Below are 17870 nucleotides of genomic sequence, written 5' to 3' on the forward strand. Positions count from 1 at the left end.
GTGTCGGAAATGTCATGTAACCTGCAGATCCGGACATCGCTTTTCCAGACCGGACGGAGGACCGTGGGCACCCTCGAACGATTCGTCGTCATCGTGCTGTTCGATCGCGTCGACCTGCTCGACGTCACCGGCCCGCCGGAGGTCTTCGCGCTGCTGGCGCGAGAGATGAACGGGGAGACCGGATATCACGTGGTGCTCGCCGCCGAGACCCTCGATCCGGTGACCACGTCGGCGGGCGTGCGGGTCCTACCCGACGTCACCTTCGCCGAGATCGCCGAGCGTCCCATCGACACGCTCGTGGTGCCGGGTGCGGTCGAGATGGACGCCGACGGGCGGGTGCGGGCACTCAGTGATCCGGCCGTGGTCGAGTGGGTGCGCAGGCTCGCCGCGCATACGCGTCGGATCGCGTCGGTGTGCGTGGGCGCGCACCTGCTCGCGGACGCGGGACTGCTGGACGGCAAACGGGCCACCACGCACTGGTCCACGGCGCAGCAGCTGGCGGCCGAGCATCCGGCGATCGAGGTGGATGCCGATCCCATCTTCATCCGCGACGAAAACGTCTGGACCGGTGCGGGACTCACCGCCTGCCTGGACCTCGCGCTCGCGCTGGTGGCCGATGACTTCGGTGACGCGCTCGCGTTGCGGGTGGCGCGGCAGCTGGTCATGTTCCTCAAAAGGCCCAGCGGGCAGAGCCAATTCAGCGTGTCACTGGAACCGATTTCGACCACGCGCCGCATCGACGATCTGCGGCACTACATCACGCGCAATATCGCCCGGCAGCTCACCGTGGCCGACCTGGCCGAGCAGGCCCATGTCAGCGAACGGCAGCTGACTCGCATCTTCAAGACCGACCTCGGCACCACCCCGGCCGCCTATATCGAGTCCGCGCGAGTCGAATTCGCGCGCAATCAGCTCGAGACGACCCACAACACCCTGGAACGGGTGGCGACCCTGTGCGGTTTCAATACCACCGACACGCTCACGCGCGCCTTCCGGCGCACGCTGGACACCACGCCGACGGAGTATCGAAACCGCTTCCGGATCAACTGATCACGCCTCTAGCGCGACAGCTGCCTCCGCCGTGTACACCAGGAAGGTCAGCGACTCCTGGAAGTACAGCTGCACGCTCTCCGCGTCGTGCGACAGGTAGCCGATGGACAGATCCTGACCCAGCTGCAGATCGAAATCCCCACCGCGCGTCGACAAAACGAAGGCACCGTCGATGGCCGGGGCCCAGATGATCTCGCCGTCGATCATCCGCTCCAGATGTGTGCGGATCGGGTGGCCGTGATCGGAGGTCTCACTCACCGCCGTGTACAGATCCGCCGACAGCAGCACCGAATACGGCCCGTCCACACCGGCCAGCCGGAGCTTGCTCAACGCCTGCGCCACCGCCTCCGGGGCCAGGCGCGGATCACCCGGCAGTTTCACCGGCTCGCACGAGGTGGTGAGCCGGATGCCGGTGATCCCGGCCGCCGGATACCCCTCGAAGATCGCCCGATCCTCGGCGAACGCGATCTTCTTGGCGGCCGCCTTCACCGGATCCAGATCCGCGTCGTGCGAACCGCGCTCGATGTTGTCGAGCTCCTCGCGCGAGAGCGTGAACGGCACCCGCAATTCCACCAGCGGCGCGACCACGCGCCGGCGCGCCTGCACCCCGTCACCGGGCGAATCGATGGTGGTAGTGCGCCCCAGCCCGACGGCCGAATAGTCGGTCCCGTGCGGACCCGACAGATCCACCACGCGGCGACCGGCGATGTGCCGCTTGAAGGTTCGCGTCGCCTCTTCCTCGACCGCCGCCCAGGCCTCGGAGGTCAGGGGTGCGAGTTCGCGATGCAGGTTGTTCATGCGTCAGCTCCGTTCGTCTCAACGATTCCGTAGCGTGCCGATGCCTAGGGATCCGTCCCCGGACACAACGCCATTGGTGCCCGGGGATTCCCGGACCGCGACGGCCGCCGGCGCCGGAGCGTCCGGCAGCGCGTCGAAGAACCCCGCGGGCGGGGTGAAGAAGGAGGTGCCGGTGACGGCGGTGGAGAAATCCAGGATGCGGTCGTACGCGGCATCGGTGCTGCCCAGGAACATTCGGGTCAGCATGGTCTCGGTGACGGCCGGGTCGTCGGCGTAAGCGATGTAGTACGTACCGAATTCGCCGTCCTGGACCGAGCCGAACGGCATATTGGCGCGCACGATATTGCCGCTCACGGCCTGATCGTTCACGGCCACATGGGAATTGGCGGGCTGCTCGTCCTCGGAGAGCTCGAAGTCGTCGAGTTTGGTGCGCCCGATGACCTTCTCCTGCTCGGTGGTCGAGAGCGCTTTCCAGGAGTCCAGGTCGTGCAGGTACTTCTGCACGATCACGTAACTGCCACCGGTGAATTCAGGATCCTCGTCACCGACCAGCGCGGCGGTGGCGGCCAGCTGACCCTCCGGATTCTCGGTGCCGTCCACGAAGCCGAGCAGATCGCGCTGCTCGAAATAGCGGAAGCCCACCGTCTGATCCACGATGGTGGCGGCGCCCGAGAGTCGCTCGGCGATCTTCATCGCCAGTTCGAAGCAGGCGTCCTGGGCCTCGGCCTTGATGTGGAACAGTAGATCCCCGGGCGTGGCGGGGGCCTGATGCTTCGCGCCCAGGAAGCCCGGAAACTCGTGCAGCGCTGCGGGTTTCGGCCCGGAGAACAGACGGTCCCAGGCCTCGGATCCGATGCTGGTGAGGCAGGCCAGGCCGGAACCGGGCACGCGGAAGCCCACGGAACGCCGTAATCCGGGAAGGTCTGCGAGGAGATCCCGCGTCACCGCTTCGCCACCCTCGTCGATGGTGGCGACGAGGAAGATGGCGGCGGGTGTGAGCGGGTCGAGGATCGGCTGTGGCTCACCCATGGGCTCCACCATATGCCCTGACTCCGACAGCCCGCCCGCCCGGTTGCCCCGTGTCTGCCCGCGCTACTTGGCCACGGTCAGCAGGAAGGCCACGTCATCGATGGCTTTCACACTGTGGCGGGCATTGGGGATCACAATCAGGTCACCCGCCGAGCCCTTCCACTCGTTGGTGCCACTGATCAGCACCAGCACCCCGCTCAACACGATGAGCGTGGCCTCGCCGGGATTCTCGTGCTCGGCCAGGGTCTGTCCGGCCGTCAACGCGATGACCGTCTGCCGCAGGGTGTGCGTGTGGCCGCCGCAGATGGTCAGCGAACTGCGCCCGCTCGAAGCGGTGGCAGCCAGCTTGAGCTGCTGGCGAGCGACCGCGGTCAGCGATTTCTTGTCCATGGACTGCCTTTCGCCGGAGTATCGCTGAGTATGCCGGACGAGCCCATTCGGATCGGCTGTTTCGAGGCGGTGTTCGCAGGAATTGCCGTACGCGGGATATCCGCGTTATCGGCGTTACCGCGTATAACGACGGAAGCGGTACCGCAGACCCGACTTCGACTCGCGCCAATCCGCCTGCTCGGCGTGCCAGCGCGGATCGATGGGCGGCGCCAGCGTGTCGCCGTCGACGTCCGCGTCGATCTCGGTGACCATCAGCTCGGTGGCGAAAGGCATTGCGGTCCGGTAGATCTCACCGCCACCCGCGATCCACACCGACTTGTCGCCGGTCAGCTCCAGCGCCTCGCGCAGCGAACCGGCCCGCTCCGCACCCTCGGCCGACCACTCGGCCTGCCGGGTCACGACGATATTGCGGCGACCCTCCAGCGGCCGGAACCGCGGCGGCAGCGAATCCCAGGTCTTGCGACCCATCACCACCGGGTGCCCCCAGGTGACGTCCTTGAAGTGCGCCATGTCCTCGGGCACGCGCCACGGAATCGTGTTGTCCCGCCCGATGATTCCCTTCGGCGTCTGCGCCCAGATCAGCCCGATCGTCCGGCTCATACCGCGACGGGCGCCTTGATCGCCGGATGATGCTGGTACTGCTGGACTTCCACATCCTCGTACGCATAGTCGAACAGGGACGTGGTCGGCCGCAGGTGCAGCTTCGGGAACGGGTACGGCTCACGGGTCAACTGCTCGCGCACCTGCTCCACGTGATTGTCGTAGATGTGCACATCGCCGCCGGTCCAGATGAATTCGCCGGGCTGCAGCTCGGTCTGCTGCGCGACCATCAGCGTCAGCAGCGCGTAGCTGGCGATATTGAACGGCACGCCCAGGAACAGATCCGCGCTGCGCTGATACAGCTGGCACGACAGCTTGCCGTCGGCCACATAGAACTGGAAGAAGGCGTGGCAGGGGGCCAGCGCCATCCGGTCCAGATCGGCGACATTCCACGCCGAGACGATCATGCGCCGCGAATCCGGATCGGTGCGCAGCGTCTGCAGCACCTGCGAGATCTGATCGATGTGCATGCCGTCCGGGGTCGGCCACGAGCGCCACTGCACGCCGTAGACCGGGCCCAGTTCGCCGTTCGCATCGGCCCATTCGTCCCAGATGCTGACGCCGTGGTCCTGCAGCCACTTCACGTTGGAGTCGCCGCGCAGGAACCACAGCAACTCGTAGACGATCGACTTGAGATGCACCTTCTTGGTGGTGATCAGCGGAAAGCCCTGCGACAGGTCGTAACGCAGCTGATGTCCGAAGATGCTGCGGGTGCCGGTCCCGGTCCGATCCGCCTTGGGGGTGCCGGAGTCCAGCACCAGTCGGAGCAGATCCTCGTACTGGGTATCTCGGTCGCTCTCCACGCCTGGCAAGCTTACGCATCGGCTGGCTGGCTAAGTTATGCACTGTGCGGAAGCTGTTTGTAATCGGAATCGGAGCGGGTGACCCGGACCAGGTGACGGTGCAGGCCATCAAGGCGATGCGCCAGGTAAACGTGTTTTTTGTCATCGGCAAGGGCGATGCGAAACAGGAACTGGTGGACGTGCGGGCGACCATCCTCGCCGAACACGCGGACCAGCCGCACACGATCGTAGAGATCGCGGACCCGCCGCGCGACCGGAGCGTGCCCGCCAGCGGCGCCGACTCCGCCTATCAGGGTGCGGTGACCGACTGGCACGAGGCGCGGGCCGAACTGCTGGAACGGGCCTTCGCCGAAACCGACGGTGTGGGCGGCATTCTCGTGTGGGGCGACCCGTCGCTCTACGACAGCACCCTGCGCATCGTCGAACGGGTCCTGGCGCGCGGGCGAATCCACTTCGACTACACCGTGATTCCGGGCATCACCAGCGTGCAGGCCCTGGCGGCCGCGCACCGCATGGTGCTGCACGAAATCGGTGAGCCCCTGCACATCACCACCGGCCGCAAACTCCGCGAGGAGGGGCCCGCGGCCGGTGAGTCCACGCTGGTGATGCTCGACGGCGACTGCTCGTTCACCCAGGTGCCCGGCGACGACCTGCACATCTGGTGGGGTGCATACCTGGGCATGCCCGACGAGGTCGTCATCGAAGGCCCGCTGCGCGAAGTCGAGGACCAGATCACCCGCCGCCGCGCCGCCTTGCGCGAGGCCAAGGGCTGGATCATGGACATCTACCTGCTGCGCCACGGCCACTGAGCACTGAGTGTCCGAGACACTCGTGCATTTTCACAAACGAGGTGCCGCCGGGTTCGGGATAACGCCAATTGCGCTGGGGTTTCACGTCCTGTGAGCTGAGTCATGCCGGTTTGTTGTTGTGAACCGGCACATCCTCGGCAACGACGCTTCGGGAGTGACAGTGAAGAGATCCGCGCTGCGGCGGCTCACGGTGGTGGCGATGTCGGCCTGCCTGACGGCGGCGGCCGTGGGTGTGGCGGCGGCCGATCCGGGCTTCCCGCCGACCTTTCCGCCGGACCAGAACCAGCTGCCGCAGCTGCCCACCGAACCGCAGATCTACGACCTGCTGCCGATCCCGAGCCCGGATCAGGACCCCTGGTACGACGATCCCGCGGATATCGCCGATTACGCGCCGGGGCAGATCGTGCGCAGCCGCGAGGTGCAGACCCGGCTGGTCGGACTGCCGGTGCCGGTGTACACCAAGCAGCTGCTGTACCGGTCCAACGACGTGCACGACAATCCGATCGTCACCGCGACGACCGTGATCGTGCCGGGCATTCCGTGGTCGGGCAGCCCGCGGCCGGTGGTCTCCTTCCAGGAGGCCATCGACTCCACCGACTCGGCCTGCAATCCCTCGCACACGCTGCAGGTCGGGACCATGAAGGAATCCACGCTCGTCATGTACTGGCTGGCACAGGGATTCGCGATCAACGTCCCCGACTTCGACGGGAAGTTCAACACCTTCAACACCTATGCCGAAGGCAAGATGGTGCTCGACAGCCTGCGCGCGGTGAAGAACGACCCGGCGCTCGGGTTCACCGACTCCGGCTTCGCGCTCTACGGCTACTCCGGCGGCGGGTCCGGCTCGATCCGGGCCGCGGAACTACGTGAGTCCTATGCGCCGGATGTGCGGTTGCTGGGCACCAGCTTCGGCGGCGCGCCCGCCAACCTGCTCGGCGAGGCCGAATACGCCACCAAGGCCGAACCGGGCCTGACCGGCATCAGCAACTTCACCATGTGGCTCGGATTCGCCAGTCTCGCACGCGAATACCCGGACGTGTTCAAGCCCGAGGACATCCTCACCGAGGAGGGGCAGGGGCTGCTGAAGGACTTCGGCAGCCGCTGCTACGCCACCATCGCCGCGCAGGGCGCCTACCGGCCGATCAGCGCGTACTACCAGCCCGGGAAGTCGCTGGAGAGCTCGCCGGAGATCGTGAAGGTGTTGCAGGACAACAGCCTCGGCCACTACATCCCGGACAGCCCGATCCTCTGGTGGCACGGCATGTGGGATGAGCTGATCCCGCCGGAGGTGGTGCTGCCCACCGTGAATTCGTACTGGGATCGCGGCGCGGACCTGCGCTTCTACACGGTGCCCGTGCCCGAGCACGTCACCAATGCGGTCACCGGCTGGATTCCCGCCGTGGCCTGGATCAGCGCGGTGCTGCGCGGCCTGCCGCCCGGTCCGAAGTTCAACGCCCAGTTCACCCCGCTGCCGCCGGGTTTCCCCGGTAGCTGAGGTTCCTCGGTAGCCGAGGTTCCGCCAGGGCCGCCCGTGGTCTAACCGCGGGCGGCTCTGGCGTTCTCGATCTCGTTGATGTGCTCCTCGGTCCACTGCCGCAGGGCGGCAATGGGTTCGGCGAGACTGCGGCCGAGCGGGGTGAGTTCGTACTCCACGCGCGGCGGGATGGTGGGATGCACCGTGCGGGTGAGGAATCCGTCGGCTTCGAGGCTGCGCAGGGTCTGGGTGAGCATCTTCTGCGAGACCCCGCCTATGCGGCGCGCCAGGTCGGTGTAGCGCAGGGTGCCCTGCTGCAGGAGTGAATCGACCACCAGCACAGTCCATTTGCCCGCGATGTGGTCGAGCACCTGCCGGGTGGGACATTTGGCCGAGTAGACATCGGCGGGCAGTCCCGAGGATTCGACGATCGTCACCTTTTGGAGAGTAGCGCACTATTTAGTGCTGTCTTCCGAAAAGAGTGTCACTCTCCAATAGTTAGTGGCATGACGAACCTGAGCGTCGCCGACGCGATCCGCACCCGCCGCACCGTCCGCCACTACCGCCCCGACCCGGTCCCCGCGCCGATCCTCGACACCCTGCTGGAGCTGGCCATGGAGGCCCCCTCGAGCTGGAACCTGCAGGACCGATCGGTGGTCGTGGTCGCCGAACCGGCCGGGCGGGAGGGTCTGGTCTGGGCCACCGACGGCCAGCCGCAACCGCAGGAGGCCCCGGTTGTACTGGTCTTCGTCGCCGAACCCCACGCCTGGCGCGCCGACCGGACCGACATCTTCGACCTGGCCCGCCGCAACCAGGCCTGGAACGAGGACTTCATCGCGGGCTTCGCCGCCGCCTCGACCGAGTTCCAGCAGGGTCTGGCCGAACGAGACCTGCTGCGCGAGTACGCGGTCAAGGACGCCATGATCGCCGCGACATACCTCATGCTCGCGGCCACCGAACTCGGCCTGGCCACCTCCCCGATGAACGGCTGGGACGAGGCCAAGGTCAAGAAGGTGATCGGCATCGAGGACCGCGACGATCTGGCCATCGCCCTGCTCGTCTCGCTCGGCTACCCCGCCGAATCCCGCCGCCACCCGGGCCGCCGCCCGCACGGCCAGACGGTCTTCCGCGGCGCGTACACCAAACCCCGTGTGGAAGCGGCCCGCTGACTCGCCACGGTTCGTGGAAGGACAGTGTCGGTCCTGGTCGGTAGGCTGCGGGTTGTGCCCGAACTTCCGGAAATCGTGGCGCTCGAGCAGTTCCTGGCCGAGCATGCGGTGGGTGCGGTCGTGGGGCGGGTCGATGTGGCGGCGCTGAGCGTGCTGAAAACCTTCGATCCGCCGGCGACCGCACTGCAGGGGCGTGACGTGACCGGGGTGGGGCACTGGGGCAAGCATCTCGGAATGGACTGCGACGGGCTGTGGTTGATCACGCACCTGTCGCGGGGCGGGTGGCTGCGGTGGATCGACGAGCCGGGGGCCGCGCCGCCGAAGCCGGGCAAGGGGCCGCTGGCGCTGCGGGTGCATTTCTTCACCCCTGAAGGGGCCACGCCCGCCTTCGATCTCACCGAGGCGGGCACCAAGAAGCGGCTGGCGGTGTGGGTCACCGCCGACCCGCTCTCGATTCCGAGCATCGCCCGGCTGGGACCGGACGCGCTCGCGGTGAGCGAGCCGGAATTCGGGGAGATCCTGGCGAGCACCTCGCAACGGCTGAAGAACGCCCTCACCGATCAGACCCTGCTGGGCGGGATCGGCAATGCCTACTCCGACGAAATCCTGCACACCGCAAAGCTTTCCCCGTTCGCGAACTCCGGGAGCCTGGACGCGGTGCAGCTGGCCCGCCTCTACTCGGCCATGCGCGCCACCCTCTCGGATGCCGTGCAGCGTTCGGTGGGCCAGGACGCCGCCCGCCTGAAGGGCGAGAAGCGTTCCGGCTTCCAGGTGCACGCTCGCACCGGCCTGCCCTGCCCGGTGTGTGGCGACATCGTGCGCGAGGTCTCCTACGCCGACAAGTCCTTCCAGTACTGCGCGACCTGCCAGACCGGCGGCAAGATCCTCGCCGACCGCCGGATGTCCCGGTTACTCAAATAGCTCAGGTCAGGGCGGGGAGGCGAACCCCTTGCCAGGCCAGGCGTTTGGCCTGCTCCGGATCGTGCTCCACATGGGCCGGGGCGTCGATGATCATGGTGGCGCGCCGATCCTCGGTGTAGGCGGGCCAATTCGGCAGCGGACTGCCGGTGCGCGCGAACGCCAGCCAGTTGTCCTGGAACTGGTGCGAGACCGAACGGAAGGCGCGATACCCGCCCGCCACCGTCATGGCCCGGCCGACGACCGAATCGACCGCGCCGAACACCGGGACCAGATCCAGCGCGTGAGTCGCTCCGAAACCCGCCAATTGGATTGCGCGCGGGGCGAAGTCGTAGCGGTAGGCATAGGTGGGGGCGAACCGGCTGTGCGCCTCCATGACCCGGACCGACGGGCGCCAGAAGGTGAAATCACCGCCCATCCGGATCGTCGCCTTCTTGCCCGGGAACCCGGGATAGGCGGCGGAGACCCGGGATTCGATGGCGGTGCCGGAATCGGCGAGGGTCTCGTGCAGCCGCTCCTGCGAAGTAGGCAGGGACTGGCCGAATTTGGTGAAGATCGGGCTGTCGTCGCCCGTGTCGAGTGCCTGATCGACATGCCGCAGCAGCCAGCGCATGCGGTCGGGAGTGGTGGGCAGCGTGTCGTCGAGCCGCACGAAAAGCGTTGCCTCGTCACGATTGGTGCCGATGATGAGCGGCACCCGGTGCGCGGTGCCCGCGGTGAAGGCCGCGATGAGCGCGGCGGGCAGATAGTCGCCGTCCACCGTCGGGGCGATCGGGAACAGGCCGGGCTGCTCGTGCATCACCTTGGCGGCCGCGTGATCCACGGCGCGGCGGATGTCGTTCGCGCCCGCGGTGCGCAGGGCGGTCGCCGCGTCCGCCGGATCGACTCCGAGTTCGTCGAGGCAGCGGCGGGCGAACTTACGCGCCTCGGCCTGGGTCGGGGCCCAGTCGGCCGGAGCGCTCTGGGCGATGCCGCGATGGAACAGTCCCGCCGCGGCGGGAGTGCACATCAGCGAGAGCACCGCGTGCGCGCCCGCCGACTCGCCGAAGATGGTGACATTGTTCGGGTCGCCGCCGAACGCGCCGATATTGCGTTGCACCCACTCCAGGGCCGCCACCTGATCGCGCAGGCCCAGGTTGGAGTCGAATTGGCTTTCGGGCGTGGAGAATTCACCGAAATCGACGTAGCCGAAGGCGCCGAGCCGGTAGTTGATCGACACCACGATGACATCACCGCGCAGCGCCAGACGACCGCCGGAATACAGCCGCAGCGCCGAGGTGCCGATCATGTAGCCGCCGCCGTGGATGAACACCATCACCGGACGCGGGGTGATCGACGGCTCGTTGGGAGCGGTGACGTTCAGCGTCAGACAATCCTCGCCGGTCGGCTGCGCCTGCCGGGGGCCGATGCGCGCACCGTCGCGGTGTTGCATTGCGGCATAACCGAAGTCGGTGGCATCACGCACGCCGCTCCAGGGCTGCACCGGCTGTGGTGCGCGGAATCGGAATTCTCCTACCGGGGCCGCCGCAAAAGGAATGGACCGCCAGCGTGAAACGCGGCGGCCCCGGATGCCGCGGACCACTCCGTCCGCGGTTGTGATGTCTGTCGTTGCCACCATTGGAAAAGGGTAGACCGAACTCCCGGGAGCTCCCAGGGGCAAATGCCCACCGGGAACTCCCGAAACAAGCGCTGCGGGCTTGCTACTGCAGGTAGCCCTCGACCTGGCGGGCCGAGTTGACCTGCGCCTCGTCGGGGTTGCGGCCCTGGTCGAGCCGGGCGCGACGCTGACGCAGCAGATCCCAGCACTGGTCCAGCTGGACCTCGAGCTCGGCGAGCTGACGGCGCTCCTCCTCCGGGCTCAGCTCGCCGCCGGTGGTCTGGGAGCGCAGCTCGTGCTCGCGATCCACGAGTTCCTTGATGCGGGCGTGGATGTCCTTTTCGGTCATGCGGTCCACTCTACGACCCACTTCAGCGCATCCCCGGCCAACCGGACGGCCGTCGGTAGTTCCGCCGCCGACGCCGCGGCATAGCCGAGGGCCAAGCCGAAGGTGTGCCGGGGCCCGAGATGGTGGCGGGCGAGGCCGTCGAGATGGACCCCGGCCGCTCGAGCCGCGGCCACCGCGCGATCCTCCTGCTCGGCCGAGGCGAGCGGGACGAAGACGTGGGAGCCCGCGTCGTCGCCGCGCACCTCCAGGCCGCGACCACGCAATTCCTCCACCACCAGGGCGCGGCGCTGTGGCATGTCGCGGCGCAGCCGACGCAGGTGGCGGGCCAGATCGCCGTGCCGGGCCAGCTCGGCCACCACCTGCTGACCGGCCGGTGCGGCGCTGGTGCCGGTCAGTTCGCGGTAGGCCAGCACCGCCTCGGCGACGGCCGGGTCGGCCACCAGCCAGCCGATGCCCAGGGTGGGGGTCAGGATCTTGCTGGTGGTGCCGAGATGCACGACCGCGTCGGGGGCGAGGGTGGCCAGCAGCGGCAATGGCGCGGTGTCGTAGCGCAATTCGCCGTCGTAGTCGTCCTCGATGACGAGTGCGCCGGTGCGGCGGGCGAATTCGACCAGGGCCACCCGCCGCGCGGCGGGCATCCGCGCGCCGAGCGGAAACTGGTGCGCGGGCGTGCAATACACCATGCGGGCGGTGTCGGGCAGCAGATCCACCCGCAGGCCGTCGGCGTCGACGGGCACCGGAACCGGCCGCATGCCCGCCGCTCGGAAGGCACCCGCGGCCCGCCGATAGCCCGGATCCTCCATGGCCACCACGTCGCCGGGGCGCAGCAGGGCCGCCGCGAGTTCGCCTGCGGCCGAGCTGGTTCCGGCGGTGGCCAGCACCGCGCTGCCGCTGCCCGCGCCCAGCCCTCGATGCCGCAGCAGATGCTCCGCGACCGCCTCCAGATACTCCGGTTCACCGCGACGGTCCTTGCGGATCAAGGGCATTCGATCCGACGCTGCCCGCCAGGCTCGTCGCCACGCGGCAGCGTCGATGGCCTCGATGGAGGGCGCACCCGCCGCGAGGTCCAGCAGGCCCGTCAGCGGATCGACGCGTTCGGGTCCGATGCCCTGGATGCCGCCCGGCGCGGGTGCGGCGGTCAGGTAGGTGCCCGAACCGTGGCGGCCGTCGAGCCAGCCCTCGGCGTGCAACTGGTCGTAGGCGGCGGTGACTACCGTGCGGCTCACCCCGAGCCGGTTGGCCAGATCCCGGGAGGACGGCAGTCGATCCCCGCCGCGCAACACGCCGGTGGTGGCGGCGAGCCGCAGCCCGCTCGCCACCTGGACGGCCAGCGGTGTGCCGCTCTCGCGGTCGACGGTGAACGGCAGATCATCGTCGACCAGGCGATTTCCCCGCAAGTGGACTCCCGCTGTTGTGACAACCTGTCACCATCAGCATGCCACTCTCAGTGCACGACCGTCAGCTCCGGGTCAGTAGGCAGGTGATCGAGCGGGGTGTCGGTGCGCCCGCGCAGGAACTTGTCGAAGAGGGCGGCGACATAGCCGTGCACCAGGTTCGCGCCGCGCGCGGCCGGGATGGTGCCGATATCGCGACGGTCGGCGGCATGCGCGGCGTCGGGGATCAGCAGCGGCAGGTCGGTGAAGTCGTAATGGGCCGTATCACGCAGGGACAGTTGCTCTTTCCAGCCGGTACCGACGCCGAAGAAGGCATCCAGGGACGGCCGGGCGTCGCCGACCTCCTCGATCTGCTGACTGGTCAGCACCAGTACCGGCCGGTCAACACCCTCGACGGCCGCGCGCCCGAAGTCCGCGTCGACGCCGAGTTGCCCGTCCAGGTCCACGGCCGCGCCGATGCGGTGGTCGTCGTGCAGCGCCTCGACCGCGGTGTAGCCGCCGGAGGAATGACCGACCATGCCGACATGTCCCAGATCGAGGGCATGATCGAGTCCGGCGGGCAGGGCGCGCTGTTCGGCGTCGGGATTGTTGCCGTGTGCGAGCTGGGTCAGCGAATCCAGCACGAAGCCGATATCCGGCAGCCGTGCGTCGATGTAGCGCTTGCGGAGCTCCGGCGTGAATCCTCCGGGCTGCGACTCGAATTGGGCCAGGCGACCACCCGGGAATTCCACGGCCGGGCCGGTCTCGTAGGTGTGGTCGATGGTCACCACCACGTAGCCGCGGCTGGCGAGGTCCTCGGCCAGCCCGGTGCCCAGCAGCCGGGTGACGCCCGCGCCCGGCGAATACAGAATGACCGGATAGCTATCGCCCGCCGCAGGGGCGTCGGAGTACGAATTGGTCAGCAGCCCCGGCAGTTCCACGCCGATCTGCTGCTCGAGTTCCGGAACCAGCTGGCTGGAGACGTAGTGGGCCCGCAGGTAGTGCTCGACGTCGGCGGCCGGATAGAACACCGACACCATCAGCTCGCGTGGCCGTTCCGGATGGAACGGGTCGGGCCGGTTCTGGTCGACGAGGTGGAGAGTGGTGGTGCCGACCGCTATCTGACCGGTGGGGCGCGGTAGCACGGTGATGCCGATCGGCCCGGCGTATGCGGCGGAGGTGGACACGGTGAGCAGCGCGGCCGTGGTGGTGGCCGTGGCGATGAGTCGAGCGATCAACGATTTCCCCTGGAGGCCGAGGCTGCCCCGGACACGAGTGCGTACAACACGAAACCCGTACCGGCGCTGGTGATTGCGTAGATCAGCGTGTGCCGCACGCAATCGTAGAGGCTGATCTTCGCCACCGGATCGGTTCGGGCGATGAGACCGGCGAGTACCGCGACAGCCAGCAGCGACAGCAGCACCGGGATGCGCCGGGGGTCCGGCGCGATGGTGGCGGCCCGGCGATACCAGGCCACCAGATAGCACGCCAGCAGCAGCATTCCGCCGATCGAGGAGATGTAACCGATGACGTTGTAGACCCGGTGCGGCCCGATCACGGACTCCCGCATCGGTTCCCAGTTTTGGACCACCGCGCCGTCGGTATGGGTGAAGGCGTCCCAGGCCAGATGTGTCACCGCCCCGATGAGCAGCGCCGCGGCCGCGCCGAGCACGGTCGGCCGGGTCATGGTGATGGTCTTGCCGAGCATGCCGGATACGCTGCGCCGCAGCGCCCACGCGATCGCCAGCAGGATCGCGCCCAGCAACATGTCCGCGGGCAGGCCGAGCAGCGAGTGGGTGAACTCACCGTCCACCCAGACCGGCACGTAGTACGGCACATCGGGCGCGATGCTCCCGGCGACCAGCCCCGGAAACCACAGCGTCCGCCGCAGTGGCAGGACGGCAGCCGGATGCGCGAGTGTGAACGGCACGATGGATCCCCCGGAAGTGGTCTGTAGATCTTGTGAAGAATTGGCTATTCAGGAATGCCATTTCCCCCTCGAAACTGGACTCATGAGTGAGACAGCTTCGACTCGGACCCTACTGTCGCCCACCCCGCGCAGCAGCCTCACCCGTGCCAAGGAGCGGGGTCGCACCGACCGCGCCGAGCTGGACGCGGTGCTCGACGCGGGCCTGATCTGCCACCTGGGAGTGGTCCTGCACGGCGCCCCGGTGGTCATCCCCACCATCTACGGCCGCGACGGCGACACCCTCTACCTGCACGGCTCGACCGGTGCGGGCAATCTGCGCGCAGCCATGACCGGTGATGTGTCGCTGACCGTGACCGAGGTGAACGGCATCGTGTATGCCCGTTCGGCCATGCACTTCTCGATGAACTACCGCTCGGCGGTGATCCACGCCCGCCCGGTCGAACTCACCGATCCGGACGAGCGCATGCACGCCCTGCGCGTCATCGTCGAACACGCCGCACCCGGTGCCTGGGATGCCGTCCGCTCCCCGAACAAGAAGGAGATGGCCGCCACCATGGTGCTGGCCCTCGACCTGACCGAGGCGTCCGTGAAAGTCCGTACCGGCGGTCCCCGCGACGACGCGGAAGACATTGCAGCGGGCGGTGTCTGGGCTGGGGTGCTGCCCATGCGTCAGGTCTTCGACGCCCCGATCAGCGCCGAGAACCTGGATGCGGGAGTCGAAGTGCCGCAACACGTCCTGGCCCGGGTGACCGAAGCCGTCCTGGCCGGATAGTCACCAGCTCCGGCCGTGCAGCCCCAGCTCCGCCAGCGCGGACTGGGCCAGCGCCGTCAGCGCCGACGGTGTGGGCACGGCCTCCGGATCCAGGCTGATCAGCGACAACGTATAGGTGTCGGCGATGCGGGTCAGGTAGCCGGAGAGCCGGGTCCGGGGTAGCGCGTCCGCGCGCAGGCCGGGGTGGATGGCGCGCGCCGCCACCCCGGTGCACGCGTGCGGCCCCAGCGCCAGCAGGGATTCGGGCAGATTGCCGATGTTCGAGCAGAGGATGTCGCGTTCGCCCGCACCCTTGGCCAGTCGATAGGCCAGCCGGTCGGGGACGACCTGCAGCAGTTCCTCCGGAATGCCGCCCGGGCTGGTCATGCGGTGCTCGTAGGCCGCGCGCGCCTGCTTACGCAGGGTGGCCGGGGTGTCGGCGCGGGTGATGGCGACCTCGGTCATGGACATGTCGTTGTCCACGCGGGGCTCGTCGCGGGTGTCGACCGGGAGGCTCGCGGCAATGGTGTCGGCGGTAAACCCGCTGGCCCACAGCATGTTCGCGATCAGATACACGAACAGGCTGTTGGCGGTGCCGCCGTGCGACACGGCGACGCGGTTCCAGTCGCGGGCCGGGATCTCCAGCACGGCCGCGCAGGTGGCCGCCTCGGACCGGGTGCCGGGCAAGGCTTTTCGGTCGGGCGCCGCGGTGGGTCGCGCGGGGATGCCGTGGCGCAGGGCGCGGGCGGTGCCACCCAGGACGGTGGCCCACATGCGCCGCGCGTCGGCCCAGTCGGAATGGCCCGCCACGGGTGCCGCGAGGGGTGTGCCCGCGAGCGCATTGTCGATGGCCAGGGTCAGCGCCCGGCCGTCGGCGAGGGCGTGCGAACAGGTCAGCGCGACCACGCAGCCGCCGTCCTCGACCAGTGCCGCGGACAGCCGCCAGCCGGGTCCGCGCTCGGGGTTCAGATCGTCGCCCTGCCGGTCGGCCCAATCCAGTACCGCCGCAACCGGGATCGGCTCCCGGACCAGGTCGAACGGGTAGGCCGACTCGTTGGTCTGCCAGCGCGGCCGCGCACCGGGCACCTTCGGGCGCACCACTCGGCGGCCGAGCGGTCCGGTGCGCAGCTCGCGGTGCACCCGCCAGAGCAGGGCGGGATGGACGGGTTCGGCGGTACGCCAGAGTCCCTGCAGGACGATCGGGGTGCCCATGCCCCGATGCGACCGCAGGAAGATCTCGTCCAGCACGCTCAGCCGATTCATCGAACGGCTAGCGTACCGATCGGTTGCATGTGGTGCTGCCGGGTGTATTCGGGGCTATCACTCCGACCCGATTTCCCCGGTGCTCAGGCCCGGCCGCGGTGGCATTCAGGCCCGGCTGCCGTGACGGCCCGCACCCGAGGCGAAACGCTGCGCGCCATCGAGGGCCCCGTCCATCAAGGCCTTCATACCGTGCCGCAGCTCGTTGGCGATGGCCTCGGGCTCCTCGAGTCCGTCCTGCTCCAGCACCGACATCCGGTCCGAGCGCAGGCAGGTCTGGGGGAGGGCGGCCAGCTCCAGCGCGAGTTCCTCGGCGGCGCGCCGGGATTCGCCGGTCGGCACCACGCGGGTGACCAGGCCGATCTGCAGCGCCTCCGGCGCGCCCACCGCGCGGCCGGTGAGGATCAGGTCCATGGCCCGGCCCTCGCCGATGATGCGGGGCAGCCGCACGGTGCCGCCGTCGATGAGCGGCACGCCCCAGCGGCGGCAGAACACGCCGAAGGTGCTGTCCTGCTCGGCGATTCGCAGATCGCACCAGAGCGCGAGCTCGATGCCGCCCGCGACCGCGTAGCCGGAGACGGCGGCGATGACGGGCTTGGACAGCTTCATCCGGGTCGGGCCCATCGGTCCGTCGCCGTCCTCGGTGACAGCGTTCGAGCGCTCGGTGCCCAGCGCCTTGAGGTCGGCTCCGGCGCAGAAGGTGCCGCCGTCGCCCCACAGCACCGCGACCGCCGCGGTGGGGTCGGCGTCGAACTCGCGGAAGGCATCGGCCAGGGCTTTCGCGGTGGGTCCGTCGACCGCGTTGCGGGCTTCGGGGCGGTGCAGGATCACGGTGTAGACGGGGCCGTTGCGTTCCACTCGTACTGTCACGGCCGCGACGTTACGCCGTAAACCGGGGGTTGCGTCAAGAAATGAATCGGTGGTTCACTTCTTGCATGGCCTATCGCAGAACCCCCGCTGTCCAGGCGCGCCTGGACGCCCAGGCGGGGTCGATCGTGCGGTCCGCCATGACCGTCCTGTCCCGCGACGGCTTCGCCGGACTGTCCATGGCCGCCGTCGCCGCCGAGGCGGGCGTCGCCACCGGCACCGTCTACAAGAACTTCAGCGGCAAGGCCGAACTGGTGACCGCCGTCTTCCGCGAGGTCGTCACCCGCGAGGTGGAGGCGGTCGCCGCGGCCGGGGCGGCGGGGGAGGGGCGCAGCGCCGCCGACCGCGTCACCGCCGCCGTCGAGACCTTCGCCGGGCGCGCACTCAAGAACCCGAAACTGGCGTACGTCCTGCTCGCCGAGCCGGTGGATGCCGCCGTCGACGCCGAACGCCTGCGCTTCCGCCGCGCCTTCGCCGAGACGTATGTCAACGCGATCGCCGACGGTGTCGCGAATGGTCAACTGCCGCCGCAGGATCCGCGCACCTCCGCCACCGCACTGGTCGGCGCCATCGGCGAAGTGCTGGTCGGCCCGCTCTCGGAGCAGTTGCAGAGCGAATCGGTGCTGCCGGAACTCGTCGCCTTCGCGCTGCGCGCGCTCGGTGTCCCCGCCGAATCCCGCAGCGTCCCCCACGAATAGGAGTC

20 protein-coding genes are annotated in these 17870 nt (G+C 68.6%); 7 read left to right on the plus strand and 13 right to left on the minus strand.

Going from position 1 to position 17870, the window contains the following annotated elements:
- The first annotated feature begins 63 nt into the window (after window positions 1–63).
- The gene (locus ACYVN4_RS39620) at window positions 64–1050 is read left to right on the plus strand and encodes a GlxA family transcriptional regulator (protein WP_460728461.1); all 987 of its coding nucleotides are present in this window, start codon (window positions 64–66) and stop codon (window positions 1048–1050) included.
- On the opposite strand, the gene ACYVN4_RS39625 is transcribed toward ACYVN4_RS39620, so the two are convergent.
- The 5 genes from ACYVN4_RS39625 to ACYVN4_RS39645 form a co-directional block, all read right to left on the minus strand.
- Window positions 1051–1848 (minus strand): family 1 encapsulin nanocompartment shell protein, encoded by a 798-nt coding sequence (locus ACYVN4_RS39625; protein WP_460728463.1) that lies wholly within the window; start codon window positions 1846–1848, stop codon window positions 1051–1053. It lies immediately after the preceding gene.
- Window positions 1849–1866: 18 nt separating this feature from the next.
- A complete protein-coding gene (locus ACYVN4_RS39630) occupies window positions 1867–2877 on the minus strand; it encodes a Dyp-type peroxidase (protein WP_460728465.1) in 1011 nt (336 codons plus the stop codon).
- A 63-nt stretch (window positions 2878–2940) separates the two neighbouring features.
- Complete coding sequence (locus ACYVN4_RS39635; RefSeq protein ID WP_379360019.1) at window positions 2941–3267, minus strand: cupin domain-containing protein; 327 nt, start codon at window positions 3265–3267, stop codon at window positions 2941–2943.
- A gap of 114 nt (window positions 3268–3381) precedes the next feature.
- On the minus strand, window positions 3382–3867 hold the full coding sequence (locus tag ACYVN4_RS39640) for a dihydrofolate reductase (RefSeq protein WP_460728468.1): 486 nt from the start codon (window positions 3865–3867) through the stop codon (window positions 3382–3384).
- Complete coding sequence (locus ACYVN4_RS39645; protein WP_460728470.1) at window positions 3864–4670, minus strand: thymidylate synthase; 807 nt, start codon at window positions 4668–4670, stop codon at window positions 3864–3866. Before ACYVN4_RS39645 ends, ACYVN4_RS39640 begins: the two co-directional genes overlap by 4 nt.
- 44 nt (window positions 4671–4714) lie before the next feature.
- Here ACYVN4_RS39645 and cobF point away from each other — a divergent pair, with 44 nt between their 5' ends.
- Window positions 4715–5479 carry a precorrin-6A synthase (deacetylating) gene (gene cobF / locus ACYVN4_RS39650; protein WP_460728472.1) on the plus strand — a complete coding sequence of 255 codons (765 nt, stop codon included), beginning with the start codon at window positions 4715–4717 and terminating at the stop codon, window positions 5477–5479.
- A gap of 199 nt (window positions 5480–5678) precedes the next feature.
- Window positions 5679–6974 (plus strand): lipase family protein, encoded by a 1296-nt coding sequence (locus ACYVN4_RS39655; protein ID WP_460728680.1) that lies wholly within the window; start codon window positions 5679–5681, stop codon window positions 6972–6974.
- A 41-nt stretch (window positions 6975–7015) separates the two neighbouring features.
- Here ACYVN4_RS39655 and ACYVN4_RS39660 read toward each other — a convergent pair whose 3' ends face one another.
- The gene (locus tag ACYVN4_RS39660; RefSeq protein WP_460728474.1) at window positions 7016–7390 is read right to left on the minus strand and encodes a winged helix-turn-helix transcriptional regulator; all 375 of its coding nucleotides are present in this window, start codon (window positions 7388–7390) and stop codon (window positions 7016–7018) included.
- Between the two features lie 69 nt (window positions 7391–7459).
- Here ACYVN4_RS39660 and ACYVN4_RS39665 point away from each other — a divergent pair, with 69 nt between their 5' ends.
- On the plus strand, window positions 7460–8122 hold the full coding sequence (locus tag ACYVN4_RS39665) for a nitroreductase family protein (RefSeq protein ID WP_460728476.1): 663 nt from the start codon (window positions 7460–7462) through the stop codon (window positions 8120–8122).
- A 54-nt stretch (window positions 8123–8176) separates the two neighbouring features.
- Window positions 8177–9043 carry an Fpg/Nei family DNA glycosylase gene (locus tag ACYVN4_RS39670; RefSeq protein ID WP_460728478.1) on the plus strand — a complete coding sequence of 289 codons (867 nt, stop codon included), beginning with the start codon at window positions 8177–8179 and terminating at the stop codon, window positions 9041–9043.
- Window position 9044: 1 nt separating this feature from the next.
- Here the strand turns inward: ACYVN4_RS39670 and ACYVN4_RS39675 are convergent, their stop codons facing one another.
- The 5 genes from ACYVN4_RS39675 to ACYVN4_RS39695 form a co-directional block, all read right to left on the minus strand.
- Complete coding sequence (locus ACYVN4_RS39675; protein ID WP_460728480.1) at window positions 9045–10658, minus strand: carboxylesterase/lipase family protein; 1614 nt, start codon at window positions 10656–10658, stop codon at window positions 9045–9047.
- A gap of 82 nt (window positions 10659–10740) precedes the next feature.
- Window positions 10741–10986, minus strand: a complete 246-nt coding sequence (locus ACYVN4_RS39680; RefSeq protein ID WP_460728482.1) for a DUF2630 family protein — start codon at window positions 10984–10986, stop codon at window positions 10741–10743.
- Window positions 10983–12383 (minus strand): MocR-like pyridoxine biosynthesis transcription factor PdxR, encoded by a 1401-nt coding sequence (gene pdxR, locus ACYVN4_RS39685; RefSeq protein ID WP_460728484.1) that lies wholly within the window; start codon window positions 12381–12383, stop codon window positions 10983–10985. Before pdxR ends, ACYVN4_RS39680 begins: the two co-directional genes overlap by 4 nt.
- A 47-nt stretch (window positions 12384–12430) precedes the next feature.
- Entirely contained in the window at window positions 12431–13597 is a 1167-nt protein-coding gene (locus ACYVN4_RS39690) for an alpha/beta hydrolase family protein (RefSeq protein WP_460728486.1), read from the minus strand.
- On the minus strand, window positions 13594–14289 hold the full coding sequence (locus ACYVN4_RS39695) for a DUF4184 family protein (protein WP_460728488.1): 696 nt from the start codon (window positions 14287–14289) through the stop codon (window positions 13594–13596). Before ACYVN4_RS39695 ends, ACYVN4_RS39690 begins: the two co-directional genes overlap by 4 nt.
- A gap of 82 nt (window positions 14290–14371) precedes the next feature.
- On the opposite strand from ACYVN4_RS39695, the gene ACYVN4_RS39700 reads away from it, so the two are divergent.
- On the plus strand, window positions 14372–15061 hold the full coding sequence (locus tag ACYVN4_RS39700) for a pyridoxamine 5'-phosphate oxidase family protein (RefSeq protein ID WP_460728490.1): 690 nt from the start codon (window positions 14372–14374) through the stop codon (window positions 15059–15061).
- Here ACYVN4_RS39700 and ACYVN4_RS39705 read toward each other — a convergent pair whose 3' ends face one another.
- A complete protein-coding gene (locus ACYVN4_RS39705; RefSeq protein ID WP_460728492.1) occupies window positions 15062–16303 on the minus strand; it encodes a hypothetical protein in 1242 nt (413 codons plus the stop codon).
- A gap of 105 nt (window positions 16304–16408) precedes the next feature.
- Window positions 16409–17170, minus strand: coding sequence for a crotonase/enoyl-CoA hydratase family protein (locus ACYVN4_RS39710; protein WP_460728493.1), 762 nt, complete (start codon window positions 17168–17170; stop codon window positions 16409–16411).
- Between the two features lie 65 nt (window positions 17171–17235).
- Between ACYVN4_RS39710 and ACYVN4_RS39715 the strand changes: the two genes are divergently transcribed.
- Complete coding sequence (locus tag ACYVN4_RS39715; protein WP_460728495.1) at window positions 17236–17865, plus strand: TetR/AcrR family transcriptional regulator; 630 nt, start codon at window positions 17236–17238, stop codon at window positions 17863–17865.
- Window positions 17866–17870: the final 5 nt, after the last annotated feature.

Source organism: Nocardia heshunensis (assembly GCF_054782115.1).

Coding starts and splice junctions, on each gene's coding strand:
- ACYVN4_RS39625 (WP_460728463.1), bottom strand. CDS start 1,848: ATGAACAACCTGCATCGCGAACTCGCACCCCTGACCTCCGAGGCCTGG.
- ACYVN4_RS39630 (WP_460728465.1), bottom strand. CDS start 2,877: ATGGGTGAGCCACAGCCGATCCTCGACCCGCTCACACCCGCCGCCATC.
- ACYVN4_RS39635 (WP_379360019.1), bottom strand. CDS start 3,267: ATGGACAAGAAATCGCTGACCGCGGTCGCTCGCCAGCAGCTCAAGCTG.
- ACYVN4_RS39640 (WP_460728468.1), bottom strand. CDS start 3,867: ATGAGCCGGACGATCGGGCTGATCTGGGCGCAGACGCCGAAGGGAATC.
- ACYVN4_RS39655 (WP_460728680.1), top strand. CDS start 5,679: ATGTCGGCCTGCCTGACGGCGGCGGCCGTGGGTGTGGCGGCGGCCGAT.
- ACYVN4_RS39665 (WP_460728476.1), top strand. CDS start 7,460: ATGACGAACCTGAGCGTCGCCGACGCGATCCGCACCCGCCGCACCGTC.
- ACYVN4_RS39675 (WP_460728480.1), bottom strand. CDS start 10,658: ATGGTGGCAACGACAGACATCACAACCGCGGACGGAGTGGTCCGCGGC.
- ACYVN4_RS39680 (WP_460728482.1), bottom strand. CDS start 10,986: ATGACCGAAAAGGACATCCACGCCCGCATCAAGGAACTCGTGGATCGC.
- ACYVN4_RS39700 (WP_460728490.1), top strand. CDS start 14,372: ATGAGTGAGACAGCTTCGACTCGGACCCTACTGTCGCCCACCCCGCGC.
- ACYVN4_RS39705 (WP_460728492.1), bottom strand. CDS start 16,303: ATGAATCGGCTGAGCGTGCTGGACGAGATCTTCCTGCGGTCGCATCGG.
- ACYVN4_RS39715 (WP_460728495.1), top strand. CDS start 17,236: ATGGCCTATCGCAGAACCCCCGCTGTCCAGGCGCGCCTGGACGCCCAG.